At 45.7% G+C, this 24,047-nt stretch carries 22 protein-coding genes; 4 read left to right on the top strand and 18 right to left on the bottom strand.

Going from position 1 to position 24,047, the window contains the following annotated elements; genetic code table 11:
• Positions 1 to 13: 13 nt before the first annotated feature.
• The 5 genes from H525_RS0117700 to resA all read right to left on the bottom strand — a co-directional run bounded on the left by H525_RS0117700 (position 14) and on the right by resA (position 6,091).
• Complete coding sequence (locus H525_RS0117700; RefSeq protein ID WP_027417268.1) at positions 14 to 1,825, bottom strand: ATP-binding protein; 1,812 nt, start codon at positions 1,823 to 1,825, stop codon at positions 14 to 16.
• Positions 1,826 to 2,539 (bottom strand): response regulator transcription factor, encoded by a 714-nt coding sequence (locus H525_RS0117695; protein WP_027417267.1) that lies wholly within the window; start codon positions 2,537 to 2,539, stop codon positions 1,826 to 1,828.
• 166 nt (positions 2,540 to 2,705) lie between these two features.
• Positions 2,706 to 3,920: a cytochrome c biogenesis protein CcsA gene (gene ccsA / locus H525_RS0117690; RefSeq protein ID WP_027417266.1), complete on the bottom strand. Its 1,215-nt coding sequence runs from the start codon at positions 3,918 to 3,920 to the stop codon at positions 2,706 to 2,708.
• Complete coding sequence (gene resB / locus H525_RS0117685) at positions 3,920 to 5,551, bottom strand: cytochrome c biogenesis protein ResB (RefSeq protein ID WP_027417265.1); 1,632 nt, start codon at positions 5,549 to 5,551, stop codon at positions 3,920 to 3,922. The genes ccsA and resB overlap by 1 nt, the downstream gene beginning before the upstream one ends.
• Before the next feature lie 18 nt (positions 5,552 to 5,569).
• Positions 5,570 to 6,091, bottom strand: coding sequence for a thiol-disulfide oxidoreductase ResA (gene resA / locus H525_RS24660; protein ID WP_035101805.1), 522 nt, complete (start codon positions 6,089 to 6,091; stop codon positions 5,570 to 5,572).
• Between the two features lie 309 nt (positions 6,092 to 6,400).
• Between resA and H525_RS0117675 the strand changes: the two genes are divergently transcribed.
• On the top strand, positions 6,401 to 6,592 hold the full coding sequence (locus tag H525_RS0117675; RefSeq protein ID WP_027417264.1) for a hypothetical protein: 192 nt from the start codon (positions 6,401 to 6,403) through the stop codon (positions 6,590 to 6,592).
• 109 nt (positions 6,593 to 6,701) lie between these two features.
• On the opposite strand, the gene H525_RS0117670 is transcribed toward H525_RS0117675, so the two are convergent.
• Positions 6,702 to 7,415: a pseudouridine synthase gene (locus H525_RS0117670; protein WP_027417263.1), complete on the bottom strand. Its 714-nt coding sequence runs from the start codon at positions 7,413 to 7,415 to the stop codon at positions 6,702 to 6,704.
• A gap of 340 nt (positions 7,416 to 7,755) precedes the next feature.
• Between H525_RS0117670 and H525_RS0117665 the strand changes: the two genes are divergently transcribed.
• Positions 7,756 to 8,118 (top strand): VOC family protein, encoded by a 363-nt coding sequence (locus H525_RS0117665; RefSeq protein ID WP_027417262.1) that lies wholly within the window; start codon positions 7,756 to 7,758, stop codon positions 8,116 to 8,118.
• A gap of 233 nt (positions 8,119 to 8,351) precedes the next feature.
• Here the strand turns inward: H525_RS0117665 and H525_RS0117660 are convergent, their stop codons facing one another.
• The 10 genes from H525_RS0117660 to H525_RS0117615 all read right to left on the bottom strand — a co-directional run bounded on the left by H525_RS0117660 (position 8,352) and on the right by H525_RS0117615 (position 19,215).
• The gene (locus H525_RS0117660; RefSeq protein WP_027417261.1) at positions 8,352 to 8,885 is read right to left on the bottom strand and encodes a spore maturation protein; all 534 of its coding nucleotides are present in this window, start codon (positions 8,883 to 8,885) and stop codon (positions 8,352 to 8,354) included.
• 3 nt (positions 8,886 to 8,888) lie between these two features.
• Complete coding sequence (locus H525_RS24655) at positions 8,889 to 9,476, bottom strand: nucleoside recognition domain-containing protein (RefSeq protein ID WP_035101861.1); 588 nt, start codon at positions 9,474 to 9,476, stop codon at positions 8,889 to 8,891.
• Positions 9,477 to 9,478: 2 nt separating this feature from the next.
• Positions 9,479 to 10,600, bottom strand: a complete 1,122-nt coding sequence (locus H525_RS24650) for a D-alanyl-D-alanine carboxypeptidase family protein (RefSeq protein WP_051331137.1) — start codon at positions 10,598 to 10,600, stop codon at positions 9,479 to 9,481.
• Between the two features lie 152 nt (positions 10,601 to 10,752).
• Positions 10,753 to 13,854 carry an efflux RND transporter permease subunit gene (locus H525_RS0117645; protein WP_027417260.1) on the bottom strand — a complete coding sequence of 1,034 codons (3,102 nt, stop codon included), beginning with the start codon at positions 13,852 to 13,854 and terminating at the stop codon, positions 10,753 to 10,755.
• Positions 13,851 to 15,203 (bottom strand): efflux RND transporter periplasmic adaptor subunit, encoded by a 1,353-nt coding sequence (locus H525_RS0117640; protein WP_027417259.1) that lies wholly within the window; start codon positions 15,201 to 15,203, stop codon positions 13,851 to 13,853. Before H525_RS0117640 ends, H525_RS0117645 begins: the two co-directional genes overlap by 4 nt.
• A 303-nt stretch (positions 15,204 to 15,506) precedes the next feature.
• Positions 15,507 to 16,328, bottom strand: coding sequence for an ABC transporter permease (locus H525_RS0117635; RefSeq protein WP_027417258.1), 822 nt, complete (start codon positions 16,326 to 16,328; stop codon positions 15,507 to 15,509).
• Entirely contained in the window at positions 16,288 to 17,091 is an 804-nt protein-coding gene (locus tag H525_RS0117630) for an ABC transporter ATP-binding protein (protein WP_027417257.1), read from the bottom strand. Before H525_RS0117630 ends, H525_RS0117635 begins: the two co-directional genes overlap by 41 nt.
• 91 nt (positions 17,092 to 17,182) lie before the next feature.
• Positions 17,183 to 17,767 carry an SMC-Scp complex subunit ScpB gene (gene scpB, locus H525_RS0117625; RefSeq protein WP_027417256.1) on the bottom strand — a complete coding sequence of 195 codons (585 nt, stop codon included), beginning with the start codon at positions 17,765 to 17,767 and terminating at the stop codon, positions 17,183 to 17,185.
• Positions 17,763 to 18,524 carry a segregation and condensation protein A gene (locus H525_RS0117620; RefSeq protein WP_027417255.1) on the bottom strand — a complete coding sequence of 254 codons (762 nt, stop codon included), beginning with the start codon at positions 18,522 to 18,524 and terminating at the stop codon, positions 17,763 to 17,765. The genes scpB and H525_RS0117620 overlap by 5 nt, the downstream gene beginning before the upstream one ends.
• Before the next feature lie 16 nt (positions 18,525 to 18,540).
• Entirely contained in the window at positions 18,541 to 19,215 is a 675-nt protein-coding gene (locus tag H525_RS0117615) for a site-2 protease family protein (protein WP_035101801.1), read from the bottom strand.
• Positions 19,216 to 19,374: 159 nt separating this feature from the next.
• Between H525_RS0117615 and H525_RS24645 the strand changes: the two genes are divergently transcribed.
• On the top strand, positions 19,375 to 20,400 hold the full coding sequence (locus H525_RS24645; protein WP_081413482.1) for a polysaccharide deacetylase family protein: 1,026 nt from the start codon (positions 19,375 to 19,377) through the stop codon (positions 20,398 to 20,400).
• A gap of 152 nt (positions 20,401 to 20,552) precedes the next feature.
• Here the strand turns inward: H525_RS24645 and H525_RS0117605 are convergent, their stop codons facing one another.
• Positions 20,553 to 20,987: a peptidylprolyl isomerase gene (locus H525_RS0117605; RefSeq protein ID WP_027417253.1), complete on the bottom strand. Its 435-nt coding sequence runs from the start codon at positions 20,985 to 20,987 to the stop codon at positions 20,553 to 20,555.
• Positions 20,988 to 21,205: 218 nt separating this feature from the next.
• The gene (locus H525_RS0117600) at positions 21,206 to 23,182 is read right to left on the bottom strand and encodes a methyl-accepting chemotaxis protein (RefSeq protein ID WP_027417252.1); all 1,977 of its coding nucleotides are present in this window, start codon (positions 23,180 to 23,182) and stop codon (positions 21,206 to 21,208) included.
• Between the two features lie 570 nt (positions 23,183 to 23,752).
• On the opposite strand from H525_RS0117600, the gene H525_RS28770 reads away from it, so the two are divergent.
• Positions 23,753 to 24,043: a DUF6431 domain-containing protein gene (locus H525_RS28770; RefSeq protein WP_245590517.1), complete on the top strand. Its 291-nt coding sequence runs from the start codon at positions 23,753 to 23,755 to the stop codon at positions 24,041 to 24,043.
• Positions 24,044 to 24,047 lie beyond the last annotated feature (4 nt).

The raw sequence follows: 24,047 nt of genomic DNA, 5'->3' as shown, positions 1-24,047 counted from the left end.
GTCCTCTTCCTTCCTAACCGATTGGCATTTCAATACAAAACGTCGTTCCTTCGTTTACTTTACTGTGTACACTAATCGACGCGCCATGGGCAACGACGATGTTTTTGACAATCGATAACCCGAGCCCTGTGCCCGAGCGCCCGCGGGTTCTTGCTTTATCCGCCTTATAAAAACGCTCAAAAACGAATGGAAGATCATCCGCCGGAATCCCGGTTCCCGTATCTGCGATTTCAATATGGAGTTTATCGTTCGCCGCGTACGTACGTAAGGTAATACTTCCCCCCTCAAGCGTATGGCGAAGCGCGTTGTCAATCAAGTTCGTAAGCACCTGCTCCATCCGATCCGGGTCGAAATAGACAAGTTCAGGTGTCCCTTCCCGCCAGTCAAGGTTTAACTGAATCCCCTGCTCCCGGGCAACTCCATGAAACTTGTGGATCACCTTTTCTGCCAGATGTAATAGATTGTTCTCATCGAGGTGAAGATGGATGTGCCCGGCTTCCATTTTCGCAAGATCCAGCAGTTCGTTAACCAGACGAGTCATGCGCAGCGATTCATCGTAAATAATTCTCGCTAGCTCTTTTTTCTCTTCCCCTGTCTCCGCAATATCGTCAATAATTGCTTCACTGTAACCCTGCAACATGGCAAGTGGAGTGCGCAATTCGTGCGATACGTTAGCCAGAAAATCTTTGCGGAGTTTATCGAGCGTTCGTTCTTCCGTCATGTCCCTCAGAACCGCAACCGCTCCGCTTACCTGCTGCAGCTCGTACAGCGGCGCCATGATCACGGTATAAATCCGTCCCTGCACCTTAATATCCGAGATGACTTCCTGCTCGTTTTTGATAACCTGTTCAAGAATCGGCTTCATGGAAACAGGAAGACGGTCGGTAACGTCACCATCCTCTATTTCACCGGTGTCACTTCCGTTACGGAGTTCATACCCCCATATTCTCAGAATCGACTCTGCTTGCGGATTCGTGACAATAATTCCGCCTTCTTTATTTACCGTAATTACCCCGTCGACCATGCTGCGCAAAATGCTTGATAATTGCTCTTTCTCATGCGACAGCGCCCGGATTAACTCGTTTAGCTTATTTGCCATGTGGTTAAATGTTCCGGACAGGTCGCCTATCTCATCGTTTGAACGGATTGAGATTTGCACGGAAAAGTCACCGCGGGCGTATGAATCCGCGGCCTTTTTCATCGAACGCAGGGGCTGCGTAATGCGTGAGGACAGGAAAAAGGCAAAGAATGTCGTAAGTATAATTCCAATAACCGCCGCTAAAAATATAAGCCATGTGGTTTTATTGGTCGTTTCCTTCAAGTCATCCATCGTCTGGTATAAAATGAGGGCATTATTACTGTTTGCAATATGCAAAGGTACCGCAACCACAAGGAATTCTTCCGGATACCGTATGCTGTTGTAGCTTTTAACGGTAAAAAAAGTGCGGGTAACACTAATATTGCCGGTTAGCGATTTCTTTATCTCAGGATTTTGCAGCAATTCATTCAGGGAAATCTCAGGAATTTTCGGATTCACGGTTGTAAAGTTCGTCTTGGCGACCTCACCTTTCGGGCTGACCACGACCATTCGCGTATTATATACGTCCACCAGCTCACGTGCGATGTGAACCGCACCCACCTGGTCATGGTACACTTCCAGTACGTCGGCCATATTCTGAGCGAGATGCTTAAGATTGGCAGTACTCTGCTTTTCATAAAAATTGTCGAGAAACTGCATAAGCGTCAGGCTCAGAACCATCAAGACAGCAGCAACCAATCCGATAATCGTGAACCATAATTTTACGACGACCCGATTGTAAAACACTTATTTCGGCACCTCTAATTTATACCCAATCCCCCAAACCGTGGAGATCATATTGGCAGCGGAAGGTGAGATTTTATTCAATTTTTCCCGCAGGCGTTTAATATGCGTATCAACCGTCCGCAGATCCCCGAAAAATTCATAATGCCACACATCTTTGAGCAGGTCTTCCCGGGAAAATACCCGGTCAGGGTTTTTGGCCAAATAGTATAAAAGTTCATATTCTTTCGGTGTTAATCCTACTTCTTCCCCGTTAACGACAACCCGGTGGGCATCATGGTCAATGGAAAGATCCGGGAAGACAAGCACATTATGTGAACTATTCGGAGTGGTTAAGAAGGCGGTTGCAGAAGATCGGCGCAAAATCGCTTTCACACGAAAGACAACTTCACGCGGGCTGAACGGTTTCACGACATAGTCATCCGTTCCCGATTCAAACCCCTGCACACGATTGGCTTCCTCCCCTTTAGCGGTGAGCATAATAACCGGTGTAGCCTTTTGTTCGCGGAGGCGCTGGCATACTTCAATTCCATCCATCCCCGGCAGCATAATATCAAGCAGTATCACATCATAATCGTTGTCAATGGCCATCTGAAGGGCTTGTTCCCCGTCTTCCGCCTCATCAATGATGAACTTTTCCCGCTCCAAATACATACGAAGCAGCCGGCGAATGCGCTCCTCATCATCGACCACCAGTATCTTTGCATTTTGTTCCATTTTATTCCCCACCTTATTCTTTTTCTCTTCCTAAAAAAGTGTATCTTTTTAGTACTATGTTTTACTTTGTTCACACATCTTTTACATTTTATTGTACCATAAAAAATCCCTCTGTTTGTTTATTTATATCCATACAGAGGGAAGTTATTTGCTATTCTTTTTCCATTTACGCGTACGAGTGGAGACCAGCAATTACCATATTAACAAACACGAGGTTAAACATAACGATAATAAAGCCGATAACTGCCATCCAGGCTGATTTCTGCCCGACCCAGCCACGTGAAAGACGCAAATGAAGATACGCACTGTAGAATAGCCATGTGACAAGAGCCCATACTTCCTTCGGGTCCCAACTCCAGAAATGGCCCCACGCTTCAGCCGCCCAAATCATGGCAAAGATAAGGGCCCCAAGCGTAAAAATCGGAAAGCCAATCGCGATCGCCCGATAGCTGATTTCGTCTACTAACGGTGCGTCAAGATCCTGTACCCACCTGCTTAACGGCAAGGCCAGACGCTTGCGGAGGGCCAGGCGCAGAAGAACGTAGAGAATCGTTCCGCCGAGCATCGACCAGATAACCGTATTCAACTTATGCGCAGCATTCTGTCCTTTCATAAAAGAAGGCGTTTCAAATACCGGCTGCATTTTGCCCTGCGTAAGAAGCGTGCCGTTTTGCGGTCCCGCAATTGCCGGCAAATCATAGGAAATCGTCGTATCTGTCGGCGTTCCCATGATATCCACCTTCGCTTTAAAAACAGCCTCATAATTGGCCGCTTTAAAACCAAACGTGAGGACAACGAAGCTGACAAGACAGAGAATTCCCCACATCACAAACTCCAGCCACCTGGCAGATTTCGAATTCTCCTTCAGGTTGACGGTGCGGAGCAAATACATCAATCCGGCGGCAAATCCGATCGCGAAGGCGCCTTCCCCCAGAGCGGCGGTCGTTACGTGAATTTGCAGCCAATAACTTTGCAGCGCTGGAACAAGTGGAGTAATTTCCCTGCTGAATACGGAGGCATACGCCAGAATAAGAACGACAAACGGCATCACAAACGCCCCGATGAGCGGAATGCTGTATAAAGGAAAAATCACAAGAAAAGCGAGCGTAATCGCAAAGGCAAGAAATTGCATAAATTCGAACATGTTACTTGTCGGGATATGCCCCCCGATATACCAGCGCAGACCGATAAAAACAGCGTGAAAAATAACCCCGATAAGCGCGAAAATATAGCCGATTTTGCCGAATTTCTTCATATGCGCTTCCGGATCACGCTGGCCGAACCTGCGGCCGGTAATAGACACAAAGAATACGATCATAGACAAGGCATACAAAATAAAAGCAATCAGCAGCAAATTACTGCTCAGTTCAATTAAATTCATTATGCTGTTTTGCCCTCCTTTTTGTCCAGTTGCGAGATAGCAATGTCGCAGTCAATCGCCTTGAGAACATCTACCACTTCGTTCTTTATGCCATACCAGTTTTTATTCGTATGGGCTGCCACATACATTTTCCCGTCTTCAAGCTGCAGCCAGATGCGCCGATGCTGCCAGTAAAATCCCATGATAAGACCGATCATACAGATAAAGCAGCCAAAATATATCACCGGTAAGCTGCGGTCTATGCGGACTAACAACCCGGACACATCTACCAGATCCGGCTTCAGGAATTGATAGTTCATCACCGGGTTTTTTCCGTCAGCGGTTACAATCCGGCCGAGGAAGACCCAGACTTTCTCCCCGTTTGGTGTTTTCGGGCTTTTTAAGTCAAGAATAAATGCCGGGTTATTCGGATCCTTCGATTTCGTTGCCGGCTGCTTCGTGTTCTCATCCAGCGTGAAATCAGGAAAATACTGCAGAACGCGAACCGACATCTTATCATTGATTTTAATCTGGTCCGGGGGATTGTACAAGTCAAGTTTAATTGTACCCATTTGCTGCTGGGTGGACGTATCGACAATTGCCAAATTCAACGCCTCTAACTGATTCTGCTGTTCCCCTGATTGATATAATAATAAATGCTGATATTCAAAGGGATGATTCACCAGCACATCCTGTTTGTGAACCTCTTTTAATTTTGGTTCCGCCCCCGGAACTCCAGCATTTTGATCTTCATATAAAACGGCTCGGGTTCTGTATTCTTTTGGGATTACCCCCTGCATATCGAGCTTTTGCGGAAACTCATTCTGCTGATAATATGTAATATCGAATTTTTCATTTTTGACATAGTAATTCGTTTCGGGAAGCTTAACCGTTTGCCCCTCCCGCACCCATACGAACTGGTCGAGGTAATCTCCGGGAATAAGCCGCATTAAGCAGCCAATTAAAAAAATAATAAGGCCTATATGGTTGATATAAGGACCCCAGCGACTAAAGCGGTTTTTCTCGCCGAGCAGGGCATTCGCTTCTCTGCGCACTTTGTATCTTTTGTTTTTCAGAGCTGCCTCGAGGCGGCTGATGGCGGATTGCTCATCTTCCTGACCGAGAACAAATTCCGTACTGACCTTCTGCAATTGCAGAAAACGCTTATTTCGCTTCACCTTCTGGAGCCGGAGCGCCCGGTACAGCGGGATAGCGCGGTCAATGCTGCAGACAACAAGTGATATTCCAATCGCCAAAAGCAAAGAAACGAACCACCACGAATCATACATATGGGACAGCCCGAGGCGGTAATAGATTTCTCCGAGTGTACCGTAAGCGTGCGGATAATAGATTTCCGGCGGTTCTGCAATTAAATTTTCCTGGGGAAAAATCGTTCCGATCGCCGATGCAATAAGAGTAATGACAATCATTACAACCGCAATTTTGACGGAAGAAAAAAAATTCCATACCTGATCGACAATTGTTCGACTGTAGATTTGCGAGCGGCGGGCAGCTCCTTCATAACGCATGTCAATCTGGCTGTCTTCCGCATCTTTATTCAGCGGGACACCGCATGACTCACACAGTACCGTTCCGACAGGATTGGCATGGCCGCACTCACACTTCACACTCTCTGCTTGTTTACTCTCCATTTTTTCACCTCAATTCTTCTACGGAGCTATTTGCTGCATGTTGTCACGCATCGTGTCCAGAGTCATTCCTCCCTCAACTTTTTTGTATACGGTGCCATCCGGTTTGATAAAAACAGTTGTAGGCAGAGGTCCTATTTGATACAATCGCGTGATATCCTGACTCTGGTCCAGGGCAAGCGGAAAAGTTAACCCGTACTGTTTGGCAAATGACCGGACGGCAACTTCCGACTCCCCATCATTTACAGCCATAATAACAACCCCTTTGTTTGCAAATTCTCCGGCTGCTTTCTCAAAATTGGGCATTTCCTGCTTACAGGGCGGGCACCAGGTACCCCAGAAATTCAGTACTACACCTTTTCCTTTCAGGGCACTAAGCTGTATTTGCTTATCCGTACCCGCAACTTTTGCGGCAAAATCAGGCGAGGGTTTCCCCTGCTGCACAGTGGATTTGTCTTTGATATAAGCAGTATAAAAAGTCCACCCCAGCGCGATTGCGATGACCGCCAGAATAGAACTACGCATCACCTTGTGCGCGTTCATAGCCACCCTCCTTACCACCAAGCTACCATTATCATTGTAAAATCAAGGTTAAACTATAAACATTATACCTTCATTGAAAATAGCATGTCATTTTAAATATGAACGTTATGTGAAAGTGAGAGAATCAACCTTACTCTTACAGTAGATGAATATTATTTCGTTTTCATGCACGCTAAAGTCAGGTTCATGAAAAAGTTTGCCAAGAAAACAAAAAACGAAACTTGATGAATAAATATTTATTTACATTTGTAATTATACGTTGTAAAATTGGTTCATTCTAGAATTGTTGTTAAGGAGTGAAAATAAGGAATGTTGCCGACTGAAACCCAGTGGAACGCTCTGTTACAGCGCCATGCGACCGTCACGATTCAAACGTCGGATCGGAAGGTAACAGGCGATTTATATAACTTGACGAATAGCCAGATTATCCTGCTCGTCCCCAGTAAAGACGGACTGTTTGAAGTGGTGGAGCGAACGGAAATCGCCGATATATTCTGGTAGACTCTGCATAAAACAATGAATAGGGAAAAAAACTTGGCTAGTGCCAAGCCAAAGGCGCTGGCAAGCCGCCGCCCCGCGACTTCTGCCTGACGGCGGCTTGCTTTTTTTGCTACATAGAGCGGAGACGATTGACTTCACTCGGGGTAAGCAAACGATAAGTTCCTTCGACCGTCCCTTCAAGCGTAAGAAAGGCAAGCCGGATTCTTCTCAACTGTACAACATGGTGCCCCACCGCCTCACACATGCGGCGTACCTGCCTGTTTCTTCCTTCGTGAATGGTCAGGTGAATCATACTGGTGTCATTTTTTTTCTGATACCGGATGAACTCTGCCAGGGCAGGTGCAGTCATTCCATCCTCAAGCCTGACTCCCCTGCGCAGTTGTTCAAGCGCCGGTTCGGCTATTCTCCCTTTCACTGTCGCTTCATACACCTTGTCCAGTTCGTGACTCGGGTGGGCGATATGATTGGCAAAATCCCCGTCATTCGTAAGCAGCAAAAGCCCTGAAGTGTCATAATCCAGACGGCCGACGGGATAAATGCGTTCTTTTACCCCTTTCATTAAGTCGATTACCGTTTTCCGTTTCTGCGGGTCACTTACGCTCGTAATCACACCGGTCGGCTTATTAAGCAGGTAATATACCGTGCGTTCTTTCTCGATTTTCTTTCCGTCTACCTCAATGTCATCCCGGGTCGGGTCTACTTTATATCCAAGTTCAGTAATCGTCGTTCCGTTTACCTTGACCCTGCCTTCCGCAATGAACTGTTCACATTTTCTTCTCGAAGCCACTCCCGCTTCTGCCATGACTTTTTGTAATCTGTCCATGTTATCCACCTTTGTCTTTTCTTTCATTTATTATACCGTCCGCCGGCAGTTTGGAGCAAAGGATGCATTAGAAGATACATAAGTAGCGGTGAATGGAATGGTCCGTTGCACACTTCCCCAAGATTCATTCTGCTACACTCATACTTGACGAAGAACAGACAGTCTCCGCTTCTCCATTGCAATTTGAAAAGGACAGGTCTCACATCAAATGATTATGAAAAATGGATTATGGATATATCTAAAGGATGAGTAACAGGCAAAAGTATGTTATTTTTTTAAGACAAATCGCAGTGTTTTTGATAAACTTCCAAATGCAAGCACAAATTAAGGAGGATAATTGATGATTAAAAAAATAGCAACGGTTGCAGTATATGTTGATGATCAACAAAAAGCAAAAGAGTTTTGGACAAACAAAATGGAGTTTGAAGTTACCGCAGAGCACCCGATGGGGCCAAATGCATATTGGCTTGAAGTAGCACCTAAAGGCGCTGAGACCCATTTGGTTATTTATCCAAAAGCTATGATGCAAGGTTGGGAAAGTATGAAAGCATCCATCGTTTTTGAATGCGAGGATATAATGGGTACTTACGAAAAATTGAAATCAAATGGTGTTGAGTTTTTGGGAGAACCAAATACGATGCAATGGGGTACCTTCGTGCAATTTAAAGACGAAGATGGAAACCAGTTTCTACTGAAGGGATGATGTAAGCAAGCTCAGTAGATGAACTCCAAAGTTGGAGCGAAATAATTAGGAATGCAGACGAACGGGAGGCCACCCCTTATAGGATGGCCTCGTGGTCATTCGACTTATTGCTTTTCGACAGAAAGGAGTCGTGCACACCTCATGGCAACTGTCCATGGTTGGACACTAAAAAAAGTGGTATGTGCTATTTTTTTGACGAATTTAATGAATTAATGGTCCGCGCGGGGCTTGCTCTATCCGAAAACGAGCAGGACGACAAGAAAAGAAGCAATCACACCGATAAGGTCCGACAGCAGCCCAACCTTGAGCGCATACTTCGTGTTTCGAATGCCGACCGCGCCAAAGTAGACGGTGAGTACATATAATGTTGTATCCGTACTGCCCTGAATCGTGCTGGCCAACCGGCCGATAAACGAATCCGGCCCATGGTTCGCAATCAAATCGGTCGTTATCGCTAGAGAACCCGATCCTGTTATCGGGCGCATAAGAGCAAGCGGAACGATTTCAGGCGGAAAATGCAGTATGACAAGGACAGGCTTGAGCACGTTTAAAAACATTGCCATCGCTCCGGATTCACGGAAGACAGTGATGGCCACCATCATCCCAACAAGATGCGGCATAATTTTAATGGCCGTTCCAAATCCGCCTTTCGCTCCGGAAATGAATGACTCATACACCGGGACTTTTTTATACAGGGCGTAAACGAGTACATACGAAATAAGCAAAGGGATCGCCCACATCGAAATCTGGGTTACAATCGCGTACATGGGCTATCCCCTCCTTCGCTCCCGGTACTGATACCATTTGTCGATCATGATCGCCCCAAGCGTAGCAATGAACGTGGCCATTAACGTGCTGCCAACGATTTCAGCGGGGTTAGCTGATTTATAGTTCATACGAATTGCGATCATCGTTGTTGGAATAAGCGTCAAACTGGCTGTATTCAAGGCAAGCAGCGTACACATTCCGGGTGTTGCCGTTTTGGGGTCCGGGTTGAGCTTCTGTAATTCCTGCATCGCCTTGATCCCCATCGGTGTTGCCGCATTGCCAAGGCCGAGTAAATTAGCGCTCATATTCGATAAAATGTAGCCAAAAGCCGGGTGTTCTTTTGGAACCGTCGGAAACAGCCAGCGTGCAAACGGGCTGAGCAAACCGGACAATTTATCGAGTATTCCCGCGTCTTCCGCCACTTTCATTACACCCATCCAAAAAATAAGGATACTAATCAGCCCGAAACTTACGGTCACCCCTGTTTCCGCACCGGCAAACACGGCTTTATTAATCGCTTCTGGATTGCCGGAGATAGCGGCAAAACCGATCCCGATGATAATCATCCCCGCCCAGATTAGGTTCACCATCTTTAGACACCCCCCAGCATTACGTACCAGAACGACTTCCACTCATCCGTGATCCGGCTTGCCACTGCCTGCACCATCGTCTCCCGGACAACATTGACCTGAACACGGCCGATAATCCGGCTGTCTATAAGCACCTCAAGTACAGGACCCGAGGGTTGTTTTACAAGTTCAGTGCGAACCCTCCCCTTCTCATCCGCCGTTAAAGGATAGAAAAAAGGCCGCAGGCTATAGTAAGCCGTGATTCCCGACTCCGTTTTTTCTTCCGCCACACGCTGGTTCATTCGGACAAGTTCTGTACGTGGATAATGGGCGAACCCGTAATCCATCCAGTTCATAGAATCTTCCCAGTCTGACGGCGCATTCAGCACGACAATCGCCAACTGTTGTCCATTGCGGGTCGCGGACGATGACAGACAGCGACGTGCCAGTTTCGTGTAGCCGGTTTTCACTCCATCCGCCCCTTCATACAGGCGAAGCATTTTATTTTTGTTTAAAAGCTTGCGATCCCACTCTTCCCCCTGCCATGGAATCATTTTAACCTTGGTAGCAACGATTTTTTGAAAAACAGGATTGCGCAGCGCATACGCAGTAAGGCGCGCCATATCACTGGCGGTTGAATAATGGTCCGGGTGATCAAGGCCGTGCGGATTCATAAAATGTGTGGATTGCATTCCAATATACTCCGCTTTTTCATTCATCAGCCGAACAAATCCTTCTACCGATCCGCCCACATGCTCTGCGATCGCGACCGCCGCATCGTTCCCTGAACGCAGCATAAGTCCATACAGCATATCCTCAAGTTTCATTTTCTCGCCGCGCTTCAAATAAATGGAGGAACCTTCCGTACCCGATGCATGGTTAGGAGTTGTAACAATGTCGTTGATATTCCCTTCCTCAATCGCAACAATGGCTGTCATAATCTTTGTCAGACTGGCAATGCGCATCCGTTTATCGCCGTCTTTTTCTGCAAGAATCCGGCCGGATTGTACGTCGATAAGCGCCGCGGTCTGGGCGGAAATCGGGGGCGGCGCCACCGTATCATCCGCGTATCCCTTATTCGGTACCCCTGCTGCCAGCAAACTTCCTATAAGAATGAACATGAGAAGATAGCGAATAGTCGTCAACAACCTATCCCCCTTTTACAAGCTTGTTTGTATATCTATATGGCTTGTATACGGGTTGTATGACAGGCCTTATCCGTTGTCTGCATGATGCAGGAATATACGTTCAACTAAAAAAGAAGAAGCACGGGCTCTCCCGTGCTTGTAGGATACATTTATGGCGCCACATCTATATGTTTGGCTGCTGGCGGACTTGCTTTTTTAAATGACCTCCTGATAAAATTCCCAAAATCATCAAACAGCGTATAAACGACAGGAACGAGTATTAAAGTAACGAGAGTGGAAAACGTCAGGCCAAAGGCAACAACCGTAGCCATAGGAGCCTGCGCTTCCGCTCCTTCGCCAAAACCGATGACGAGAGGAAGCATCGCCAAAACCGTCGTTGCCGTTGTCATTAAAATCGGACGCAAACGGACCGGCCCCGCCTGTAATATGGCCTCATCGCGGGTCAGGCCTCTTTTAATTAACTGGTTGGTATAATCGACAAGAACAATCGCGTTGTTAACGACAATCCCAATCAGCATAAGCACACCGATCAGGGCATTAACACTTAAAGAGCGGTTCGTCACAATTAAGCCGAGCATCGCTCCGATAAATGTTGGCGGCAGAGAAAACATAATGATGAACGGACTAAAAAACGATTCAAATTGGCTCACCATTACAAAGTAAACCAGAACGATCGCAAGCGGCATAGCCATCGCTAAACTTGTATATGACTGGTTGATATCTTTCGTCTGACCGCCCATGGTAATCGTATACCCATCAGGATGCGGTAAATTGTTAATTTTATTGGCAACCAGCTGCTGAACCTGCCCCTGGTTCGCATTAAACAAATCCGCGGAAACGGTAATTTGGCGTGTCTGGTTAATCCGTTCGATCATGGATGGTCCTGTACCGAGCGACACCGTGGCGACATCTGATAAGGCAACTTCCCCTCCGTTTGAGGTTGGTATCATTAAATTGGGTAAGTTATCAATGTTCTGGCTGAACGCTTTCGGATATTTTACGATGATATCAATCGAACTGTCCAGCGCGTGAAATTGAGTAGCAACCGCACCCTGGTAAGCATTCCGTACTGCAGAAGCGATTTGCCCGACAGCCAGGCCGTATTGGGAAGCGCGCTGCCGGTCAATATTGAGCTGGTATTGTGGAACAAGCCTGTCGGAAGAATTCTGAATATTGCGCGTCCCCCGGACGGTAGCAATTGCTTTTTCAACACTGGTGCTCAATTTTTGCAGCATGTTTATATCCTGCCCGCTGATTTGAACCTGAATCGGCGATCCGCCTCGTCCAAAAGATGAGGTAGATGAAGCTGCGGACAGGTTAATTTTCGCCCCCGGGATAAAGCGGACGTTCTGCCGAACCTCCTCGACAACAGTGTCTGTCGAGCGTTTCCGCTCAGCTAACGGCTTAAGGGTGACATGAATGTTCGCCTGGTCGGTGGAATTGTTTGAACCGCTTCCTACCTGAGTAAAGATCGTTGTAACCTCAGGAACTTTGCGGATGATATTCTCGACTCTGCTGGCGACCTGATCCGTTGTCTGCAAATTCGTCCCGGACGCGGTTTGAATGGAAACGGTGAATTCCCCCTGGTCGGTGCTCGGGGTTAATTCAAACCCGACATAAGGAATGAGCAGCGCACTCGCCGCAAACAGGATAACGGTACCCGTGATCACTGTTTTCCGGTGGCGCAGCGCCCATCTGAGAAGTTTTCCATACGCCTGGTTTAACCGGTCCATCCCACGCTGAAAAAATGATTTTTTCTCGCTTTCCCCGATGCTTTTTATCATTTTCGATGACAGCATAGGAACGAGTGTAAGCGCGCCAAACAAAGCGGCGATATGCGAAAAACTGACCGTTAACGCAAGCGGAGAGAACATCTGTGAAGCCAGGCCCTGCGTGAACACAATCGGCGCGAATACAGCGATTTGTGACAGTGCGGATGCGAGCACGGCTGCCCCCACTTCTGTAGTCCCTAACTTGGCTGCTTCTTTTGGGGTGTACCCCTGGTTGCTGTACCGGAAGATACTTTCAATGACAACAATGGCAAAATCGACGAGTGAGCCCATGCCGAGCGCAAGACCGCCAAGGGTAACGGTATTAATCGTCTGGTTCGAAAAATACATAAGCGAAAATGTGCTGATGATAGAAATAGGGATAACAATCCCGATGATTAAGGTAGTACTGAGCCTTTGTAAAAACAGGAACAGGACGACAATCGCCAGAAGAGCCCCTATTACGGTATGTTGAACGACCGTCGTAATCGATTGGATAATATACTTAGCTTGATCCGTAACAACGAGCAATTTCGTATTTTGCGGCAGCTGCGGCTTCAATTGGGCCATCACCTGCTGGACATTTTTCGAAACCTGCACCGTATTGGCATCCGGCGCTTTTGTAATATCGATGCTTACGCTTGCTTTATTATTCAATCTCGCAATCTGGGTGACATCTTGAAACGTATCCTGAATCGTTGCAATGTCTTTCACATAGAGAGTGGATGCATTCGACCCGCTTCCCGTATGGATCGGTACATTTCCGATGTCGTTTACAGTTAAAAAGTCACCGTTGATATGTAAATTAAGCCGCTTATCTCCCTGTTGAATCAATCCCCCGTCATTGGAGATATTGTCCTGCTGCAGGGCCTGAACCACTTGAGTAATCGACAGGCCGTATCCCTGCATTTTTACAGGGTCGAGCTGGATTTCAATTTGCCGGGTTCTTCCACCCGTAACGTTCGTGGATGCCACCCCGTCCACCGTTTGTAAGCGGGGTTCAATTACATCCGAGGCCAAACGTTTTAATTCCAGCGGGTCAATATTACCTGAAAGGGAAAGCGTCATAACCGGCCGGCTATTCGGGTCCATTTTCGTAATGGTCGGGGCATCGGCGTCCTGCGGCAGCCCTCGGCGGACACGTTCCATTTTATCCCGCATCGATAGGAGGGCCTGGTCCATGTTTACCCCGTAATTAAACCGGACCGTAACCTGAGAGGAATTCTGCCTGGAGCGGGAATCAACCTCCATAACATTAGAAACCGTCGACATCGCCGCTTCAATAGGCTTGCTGATCTGCTGCTCAACTTCTTCCGGGGAGGCTCCCTGCCACGTGGTCGTGACCGATGCCACAGGAATGGTCATATTCGGATACAAATCAACCCGTAAGAGCGGGATCGCTACAAAACCAAGCAGCAGGAGGAGCATCATAATCACAGTGATCGTTGCCGGGCGTTCAACAGAAAAATTAGCGATTTTCATTGCGATTGGTCTCCTTGTGCACTCTTTTTCCTTCCTGATTTACCTGCTTTCGTGTGCTGATCCTGTTTGCCTGGCCCTGTTATTTCTACCGTTTTTCCTTCGCTTAGGAAGTCCTGTCCCTGCGTAACGAGGACATCCCCTGTATGTATGCCGTCTTTAATTTCTACCACGTCCGGTTTCATTACGCCAATTTTAACAAGATGTTGATGTGCCACATTGTTTTCTACAGTGAATACCTTTGGCCCATCGGGAGTTTGAATTAACGCGTTGGCAGGAATCACAATGGCCTGTCTCGGCTGCAAACCGCCCACGGTTACCTGTGCTACCATGCCCGGCTTTATTTGCTGGTTATTATTTTGGACATCCACCTCGACATTATATGTTTTTGTTGTGCTGTCTTCTACCGGGTTAATCCTGGCAATGGTTCCCTGCATACGTTGTTGATTTATCGCCGGAATGGTCATGCTGACTGCGGAACCCGTCCGGATTTTATCGATGAGTGATTCAGGAACATTGACGTTGATTTTTATCGGATTCAATTGTGCAATGGTCACGACGGACCCTTGTGTTCCGGAAAACCCTCCCACTTCCACATCCCTGGAGACGACAATCCCGTTAACCGGCGAAGTAATGCTCATTTCCTGTATTAGGTGTTTGGTGGAATCGACACTTGCCTGCGCCTGTGTAACCTGCGCCTCGGCTACATTGATCGACTCCTGGTCATAAGGCGTCTGATCCGCCAATGCTACCTGGTACTGTTTCTGTGCCGCTTCATACCTTGTTTGGGCGTTTTTTAATGTCAGTGCGGCGTTATCAACGTCCTGCTTTGGAATCGCTCCCTCGGCATAAAGCGCTTGATCTTGGTTTAATTTCGACTGTGCATCTGCTACATTCGCTTTTTCTTGATTTAACGTAGAATAAGCGGCTGCTTTTTCCTTCGACCAGCTGTTGTTCGATTGTGTAAAGCTCCTTTGCGCCTCCACTTTGGCTTTTTCCGCCTGCGCCTGTGCGACCTGGAGAGCCGCCTGCTGCTGTTCCAACTGAATCTGCAAATCTGAAGTGTCTAATTGTATGAGAGGCTGTCCAACATGAACCACATCCCCCATCTGCACATACACCTGGGATACTTTACCGCTTTGCTTCGACGTAACTTTCGTCAATAAAGCCGGGCTGCACTGCCCGTTAAGAATAACCTGATCTGTAAGGTTCCCTACTTTGACTACAGAGGTTACCACAGGAATTGCCTGACTGTTTTTTTTAGCGGCCGTCGGTTTTGCGGAGCATGCCGGCAAAAAAAACACGGCTGCTGTCATCCATAATGCGGAAGATAAAACCATCCCTTTTCTCATGTCCATTCCTCCAAAAGTAACAAAAAATCAACCGAATCTATCATACTTTTTGTTTATGTCAAGAGTATGTCAACGGATGTGATGGAATGATCATTTTTATTTTTTGCAAAGTCTTTCCTTGTAAGGAGGTGCTGCTGACTCCCACTGGCGAGTCCCCAAATAAAAAAGGGACGAACGCCTAACCGAACAGCTACCTGCAAAGGTATCCTATTCAAAAAGTGGCTCGTCCTCAAATGAGGAGCTATACTTTTTTTTACAACTTTGGGTCTGTCTCGACCTTAACGATTCAGTAACCGTAAATGATTAACTATTCAGTATACGGGAAAATAAAACACTGCTTAACAGCAGCATGAGTCCCGACGCAACAATGAGTATGCCCCAATCAAACAGAAGGTGGGTTTCTCCTACCGAAAGCAAAAGGTTGCGCAGCCCGTCGACCAGGTAGCTCATCGGGTTAATCATGGCCACTACTTTCAACCAGCCAGGCATAATTGAAATCGGATACAATGCATTGGATGAGAAGAAAAGCGGCATCGTGATCAACTGGCCGATGCCCATCATGCGTTCACGGGTACGCATAAGCGATGCGATCACCATGGACATACCAGAAAAAAAGGTGCCCCCGAGGATGACCGTGAACAATACGCCGATGATATGAACGACAGAGAAGTTTAAATGGATTCCAAGAATGACAGCCAGTATCAGGATAATTACCGCCTGGCTAAAAGAGCGCAGGGAGGCGGACAGCATCTTGCCGAGAATAAATGCGGAACGACGAATCGGTGTAGACAGGATTTTATGCAGCAGCCCCATGTCGCGCTCCCAAATAATCGTGATGCCGTAAAAAATTGAAATAAATGTGATGGATTGGGCCAGAATCCCGGGCGTCAAAAAAGCCTTGTAGCTAACACTTCCTGTAGGAATCGCGCGGATTCGGCTGAACGTCTGCCCAAAAATAAGCAGCCACAGGGCGGGCTGAATCCCCCGCATGATTAGTTCGGACGGATCTTTGCGAAGTTTCCTTGCCTCTACTTCAATGATCGTCCATACATGATAAAAATACAGCAGAAAGCGATTTCGTCCTTTATCCGAGTCTCTTTGCTGTACGGCGGCTTCGAGCGACATTTTTCATTCCCCCCTCCTGATTGTCAAAATGGCCGGCAAAATAGGCGAAAATATCGTCCATCGTCGCATCCGGCTTGCCCATCTGCTCGCGAAGTTCTTCAATCGTTCCGAGCGCCGCAATCTGCCCTTTGTTCATCATTGCGATCCTCGAACAAAGTGATTCGGCTTCATCCATATAGTGGGTCGTAAGGATTATCGTCATATTGTGCTCATGCTGTAGTTTTTCAATATGCTCCCACACCCCTCTGCGCGCCACCGGGTCTAATCCCACGGTTGGTTCGTCAAGAAACAGAACCTGGGGACGGTGTAAAATCGCCTGCCCAATTTCAAGCCGGCGGATCATTCCTCCTGAATAGCTCTTCACAGGCTGGTCTGCCGCTTCTTCCAGGTCAATCAGCTGCAAAATTTCCTCAATCCGCCGCTCCCTTTCTTTCTTTTGCAGGCCAAACAGTTTGGCGAATAAGAGCAAATTTTCATAGCCTGTTAATGTTCCGTCCACAGAAAGCATCTGCGGTACGTACCCAATGGATTCCCGAATGCGGGTCGGGTTCTTCGCATAATGATACCCGGCAATCTCGATATCGCCTTCATCAATGGGCAGAAGGGTGGTCATCATTTTAATCGTGGTTGATTTTCCAGCCCCGTTCGGTCCCAATAACCCAAAGCATTCCCCGCGCTGCACTTCAAAATTCACGTTACGGACGGCATAAAAATCACCAAAACGTTTAGATACATTCCGGACCCGTACAGTGATATCACTCATTCGCTCGCCTCATTTCGTTCGTTATTATATTTGCGAAAAGAAAACACTCTTTCCAGTACGCGAAGAGTGTTAGACATATAGTAAAATAAAATTATTCCCCGATCGTTTCCTCGGTTGGAGAAGCCGCAAACAAATACTCGTCAACCAGTTCTTCCTCAACAGGAAACTCCGGCGCCGGCGGCAATTCATCAAGGCTTCGCAATCCAAAGTACTCAAGAAATTCCTTCGTTGTCCCATAGAGAATGGGCCGTCCCACCGCCTCAGCCCGGCCTGTTTCACGGATCAAATGTTTTCCGGAAAGAGTGCTGATCGCATGCTCACACTTTACCCCCCGAATTTCTTCAATCTCCATTCGCGTAATCGGCTGCTTATAGGCAATGATTGCCAGCGTCTCAAGGGCAGCCTGTGAAAGAGTAGCATGGGAAGGAGTCTGTGCCAGCTTCTCAAAGTACTCAGCGAATTCCGGGCGCGTTGTAAAGTGATACGCCTGCGCAATTTCCACAATTTGCAACCCGCGATTTTGTTCTATGTAATCCCGCTTTATTTCATCCATTAACGCTATGACTTCATCCGCATCCAGACTCAGCACCGCCGCCAATTGCTTAACCTCAATCCCCTGATCACCCGCTACAAATAACAAACCCTCTACGATGGCTTTTAATCGTTCAACATCAATCATTCGTAATCGAATCCCCCTGCAGCGTGACAACAATATCAAGAAACAATCCATCCTGCTCGCACCAAATCGTCCGTTTCTTCATCAGTTCGAGAATAGCAAGGAAGGTTGTAACTACTTCTGTTTTAGAGTGATGGTCTGCAAATAAATCTGTAAAATAAAGGCGCCCGCCGCTAATCGAAAGCATGGTCTCAATATCATTCATGCGTTCCGTAAGCGAAATCTCATCCCGTCGTACCATTGCCTTTTGCTCCGCCTTTTTTACGCGTTTCAATGTTTTTTGCAGGGCTTCAACCAGGTCATACAATGTCACATTGGCGACGGGATTTTCATCCTCGGATTTTAGAAAACCCGACAAATCCTCCGCGGATTTGGTATAAATCTGGCGCTGGACGCTTTCGATTTCACGCAGTGTATCGGCCAGTATTTTATATTTTCGGTATTCCAGCAGGCGCTGCACTAATTCTTCACGAGGGTCTTCCGGTTCTTCCTCCATATCCAGCAGATAATCATCAGAGGTTTCCAGACGCTGGGGAAGCAGCATTTTGCTCTTAATAGCCAGAAGAGTCGCTGCCATCACCAGAAATTCGCTAGCAATATCAAGCTGGAGTTCCTGCATGACATAAATATGGCGCATGTACTGGTCGGTTATATCGGCGATTGGAATATCGTAAATATCAACTTCCGACCGCTCGAGCAAATGAAGCAGCAAATCAAGGGGGCCTTCAAACATATCCAACTTAATATCAACGGTCATCATAGCCCCCTCCTTTCTACCCTAACATCCGCATGATCATATGCTGCACCCAGATGTAAGGCCCGCTCAGGATGATGTTACCCACACTTGGAATAAAGATCATCAGAAGCAGCGCAAACGTGCCATATGGTTCAATTTTGTCAAAGAAACCGTCAAAACGGCGCGGCAATAAATAACGGAGAATCTGCGAACCGTCAAGCGGTGAAATAGGCAGCAGATTAAACACAAATAAAGCGACATTTATGAAAAAACTCCATCTGATGATATCAATCGTAAGCAAGGACGCCCAATCCGGCCACGTGGCCATTATCGACGAATTTAAAAGAATGCCGCCTGCTTTATAAAACAGCAACGCTAGAATCAGATTCGTAACCGGCCCCGCCGCGGACACGAGCACCATACCCAACCGCCGGTTCCCTTTAAAATAAAACGCGTTCACCGGGACAGGACGCGCCCAGCCGAACGGGCCGAAGAGGATCATAAGCAGTCCAATCGGCTCCAGATGACTTAACGGATTCAATGTCAGACGCCCCTGATTTTTGGCCGTGTTATCGCCGAGCTTATACGCAACAAAGGCATGTGCCCATTCATGAATCGAAAAAGCAATGACAAAAGCAATCACACGATATAGGAGGCTATTCCAATCAAAATTAAACAAAGAAGGTTCCCCTTTCTCCGAATAAAGCTGCATTTAATTTTATCATATGTACCCTGTGGGTGCGAGAAAAATCTCAAATTTGGAAGGATCCGGTCTAACTTTTGAAAAGGCAATGGTAATGATTTCAACTCATATAAACCTTGCTTGTTTCTTACATTAAACGTATGAAGATTTCACGGGAGGTTCGAGAAAATGATTAAAAAAAACACACGCTCCATTGTTATCGCATTATACTGCCTGCTTTTTACTGCCTGCTCAACAACCTCTCCTTCGCTACAGGATACACATGAGTCAGCATATCCCGGGTCACACCCGGGTACATATCCAGCGGCAAACTCTGACCTGCATCCTGATACACATCACCCAGGGCGTCATTCCCAGCACCCAAGTACGCATGAACACATGCTTTACAATTCTAATCAAGACATGCATCAGGGATCACAAAAGGGGGTTCCTCGTGTAACACAACCTCGGCAAGCTAAGATAATTAAAGCAAGACCAAATACAGCGATGAAGCGGGGCAGAGCTTCTGCCTTAATGATGAAAAAAAATCAACGAAATCTCATACCCGTGCTCATGTATCACTCGATTGCGCCCCAACCGACAAATAAATTTCGCATCTCTCCGCTGGAGTTTGAAGAACATATACGAACGATTCTTAAAAAAGGGTATACTCCCATCACAACAACCGAACTGCAGAACGCTTTAAAAAGAGGAACTCCGCTTCCGAAACGGCCAATTCTTCTCACACTCGATGACGGGTATAAAGACAATTTCACGTATGCGTATCCCATATTAAAAAAATACAGGGTCAAAGCCACCATTTTTGTTATCACGAATACAATTAGCCGTTATCCGGCGTATTTAACCTGGTCACAGATGAACACGATGCAGCGAAGCGGGTTAATCGACTTCGAATCCCATACCATTAGTCATCCTAACTTGAAGAAACTCCCGCCTTCTACTTTAAAAAATGAAATTATGCTATCCAAAAAAATATTGGAATCTCATTTACACAAACGGGTTGAAGCTTTTTGTTATCCGTATGGAGAGTACTCGGCTGAAGCGGTAAAATTGGTTCAACAGGCAGGGTATGGTCTGGCGTTTACAACAAAATTCGGAAATTCCAACTATGTACAACAAGGCCCGTACGAACTGCACCGCATCGGCATATATCCGGGAACCAATATTTCATATTTTCTCTTGATCCACTTGTAGTTATTAATCCGTTAAAGGATGATGCCGGCTAAACTTCCGTTTCCTTTATAAAATTGTCGCGTGTAAGAGAGTTTATACTTTCTTTAACGGTAAAAAAGCCGATGACGCCTCTAATACGGAGACAATCATCAGCTTTTTATCACACATTCAATCTATTCTTCCCAGACTTTTACTTCTTTCATCTTATCGCCTTGCTTAATTTTGTACACATTGTCCATACCTTCAATAACCTGGCCAAAAACCGTATGCACACCGTTTAAATGGGGTTGCGGTTCATGTACAATAAAGAACTGGCTGCTTCCGGTATCACGTCCCGCGTGGGCCATCGATAATGAGCCTGCGACATGTTTATGCGGGTTTCCTTCTGTCTCACATTTAATCGTATACCCGGCTCCGCCTGTTCCGGTGCCATGGGGGCAGCCTCCCTGTGCAACAAATCCCGGAATGACACGGTGAAATGTAAGGCCATTATAAAACCCTTCATTCGCTAATTTTTCAAAGTTCGCTACCGTATTCGGCGCTTCATTCGGGAAGAATTCAATTGTGATTTGGTCACCATTTTCCATACTAATCAAGCCTTTTTTCATGTAGTACCTCCATGTATGTACGTCATATAACTTCACTATTTTATCATTTTACAGGATAAGTCGCCCAATTGCTAATTCTGCTTTTCTTCTAGGCCTTACCACTTCTTCAACAGAAGCATGTTAATCGTTCACGTTAACAAAAGTTCCAAAGGTCATTGAATATTTACGAAGCAAAGGCTAGGGATAATACCCTTTCTCCCGCTTGGATGGGGAACTTTTTATATTTTAAACTTCTTAATCAATGTTTGTAATTCTTCCGCTGTATGTGAAAGAGAGGCAGAGGAAGAAGCAATTTCCTCTACTGATGCCAATTGTTCTTGCGTTGCAGCGGATATATGTTGAACACTGGCGACTGTAGTCCCTGTAATGTAGTCAATTTCGTCCATAGAGATAGCAAACTGTTTTGCATTAGCAGACAATTCGGCGGTAGAGGCGGATACTTCCTCTATTTGACTGGTTACCATATTCACAACTTCGTAGATTTTCTCAAACGAGTTTCCGGCAATGGAAACTGTATTCATTCCTTCTGCAACTTCCATCGTCCCTTTTTCCATAGATTTTACCGCTTCTTCTATTTCCTTTTGGATCGTATGAATTTCGTCTGCAATTTGTTGTGAAGAAAAACTTGCTTGTTCAGCCAGTTTTCTAACTTCATCAGCCACAACTGCAAATCCTTTCCCATGTTCTCCCGCGCGAGCCGCTTCAATTGCCGCATTTAAGGATAACAAATTTGTCTGATCCGCAATGCCAGTAATAAGCGCAACAATAGTACTAATTTCTTTTGAACGCTCTCCTAACCTCTTGATCATATGGTCAATTTGTTCGATGGTCTCATAAATAGTGGTCATTTGTTCGGAAACGCTTTTAATCTCCTGCTTCCCTTTTAAGGATGCGGTAGAAGCTTCCACCGCAGATTTGGAAACATTATGTGTATTGGCAGCAATATGAGTAATCGCGTCGGACATTTTCTTTACAATTTGTGTACTTTCATTTAGTCGATGCGACTGTGTTTGAGCACCGACCGCCACTTCCTGAAGGGTTTCGGCAATATTTCCACTTGCCTTCCCTGTTTGCTCTGAGCTCGCGGTCAATTCTTCAGAAGAAGCCGCCAATTGTTCCGCGGTTTCATTCACATGAGTAACCATAGAACGCAGGGATTCGCTCATTTTATTAAAACATTTACCCAACTGTCCTAATTCATCATTGGACTTGACCTCAAGTATTACTGTTAAATCTCCATTACTAATTTTCTCTGACGCTTCCACCAATTTTTTTAACAATCGAACGATAGAGAGGACAATCATGTATGCTAATAAACTCCCTACTAAAATCGAGATAACAATCATCATTGCTGTTTTATAAAAAATGGGTTTCGCTGTATCTGTAATTTCTTGCAAAAATATCGTTCCGCCAAGTTTCCAACCGGTTAATAAATTGGTAGTAAACACTACCTTTTTGGTTTGCTCGTTATATTTGTATTGAAATTGTCCGGATTCAGACTGAAACATTGATTGTAACCCGGATTCAATTTTTCCATCCTCTCCTGCTTTTACATTCGGATAGACAAGGACTTTACCCTTCGCGTCAAAGACAAAAGCGTAGCCTTTTTTTCCAACCTGAATCTTTTTCACAAGATCAGAAAGAGCTTTTAAGCTAAGATCTACCCCTACGACGCCTTTTCCGTCACTTGTCACTTTAGAAATCGTGATAACGATATTGCCTGTCGTTTTTGAAATATACGGATCGCTAATCACAGCTTGCCCTTTTCGTTGCATCGCCCCTTGATACCACGGTCTTTTTCTTGCATCATAATCCTTTGGCATTTTCAACTTGGGTGCATGAATAAACAACCCCGCTTCCGTCCCTATATATATGTCCCCTAATTGAGGTTGTTCATTTTTGAATCGGTTAAGTAGTGAATTAACGTATACATCATTGGGGTTTGTAATCGTACCCGCCTGAATGCTTTTCGCCAAAAAGTTTGTCCCATTCATTGCGTTGTTTATCATCTCGTTAACACTATTATTCAGCAACTCTATATTCCCGCTTGCACTATTTATAATTTGTTGTTCTACATTCGCTTTGAGTGTGTAATAAGAAAAATACCCTATCGTCAGATTTGGAAGAAGTAGAATAAAAAGAAAGGAAGCGATTATTTTTGTTTTTATACCTAAATTTGCAATATACTTTACCATAGCAACCTCCCCTAAGATAAACCGAACTAGTTCTCTTTTTCTTGATCACTTATTTATGTATAAAAGAAAGTACTTTCATTTCCTTTTATTCAAAGTTCCTCCATCCTATATCTCCTCCTTTGCTATTACCCTGCGGCTATGTAGTGCAATATGCATGCCAACCTTAAAACACTACCTATTCCTCGTTCTTAACAGGTTTTATCGTTCACTAATTGTACATTTCGGATTATTTCGTTAATATTTTGGACGAGTACGAGGTAGAGAAGTTATGATGAAAACAAAATATATTTGGAATGATTTAAAGGGTGAAAATGAAATTACTATTATATTTACTGTTGTTATTGATACCCCAAAATGACTAAAAGTTGACGCGTATCATGTCCTCGTATCATTCCGGAGAAAGGAAAAAGACGTCTCCTGTGTAACTTGCCCACAGTTACACAGGAGACGATCCCACAAAAAAAACAATTATGGTTATTGTATCAAATTACAAACTAATTGAAAGCACCCTTACGGGCGTTTTTCGTTAGGGGTGCGGGGAGAATCCCTTCTCCTTGTTGTCGAAAAAACATGAGGATCATCGGAACGAGAAACCGGAAATGTAAAGAAAGATCAGGGGAGACAAAGGTTTATAATATTCGTCGTCTTAGCTGTAATCTTTGTGGGAAGATTCATCATGAATTACCGTACTTTCTGGTGCCTTACAAGCGGTACGAATCATCATGCATTGAAATGGTTCTGTCGAGACCTTCTCATCATGATGTTCCTGCAGATGAATCTACTTTATTCCGGTGGTTTGACTGGTTTAAAAGTTTCGTAGATTACTGGGTTGGTTGTCTAAAGAGAGGAGTGTTATCATGAGAGA

Source organism: Aneurinibacillus terranovensis DSM 18919, from assembly GCF_000430625.1.
Classification (GTDB): Bacteria; Bacillota; Bacilli; order Aneurinibacillales; family Aneurinibacillaceae; genus Aneurinibacillus_B; species Aneurinibacillus_B terranovensis.
This window is presented reverse-complemented; position numbering and strand designations above follow the sequence as displayed.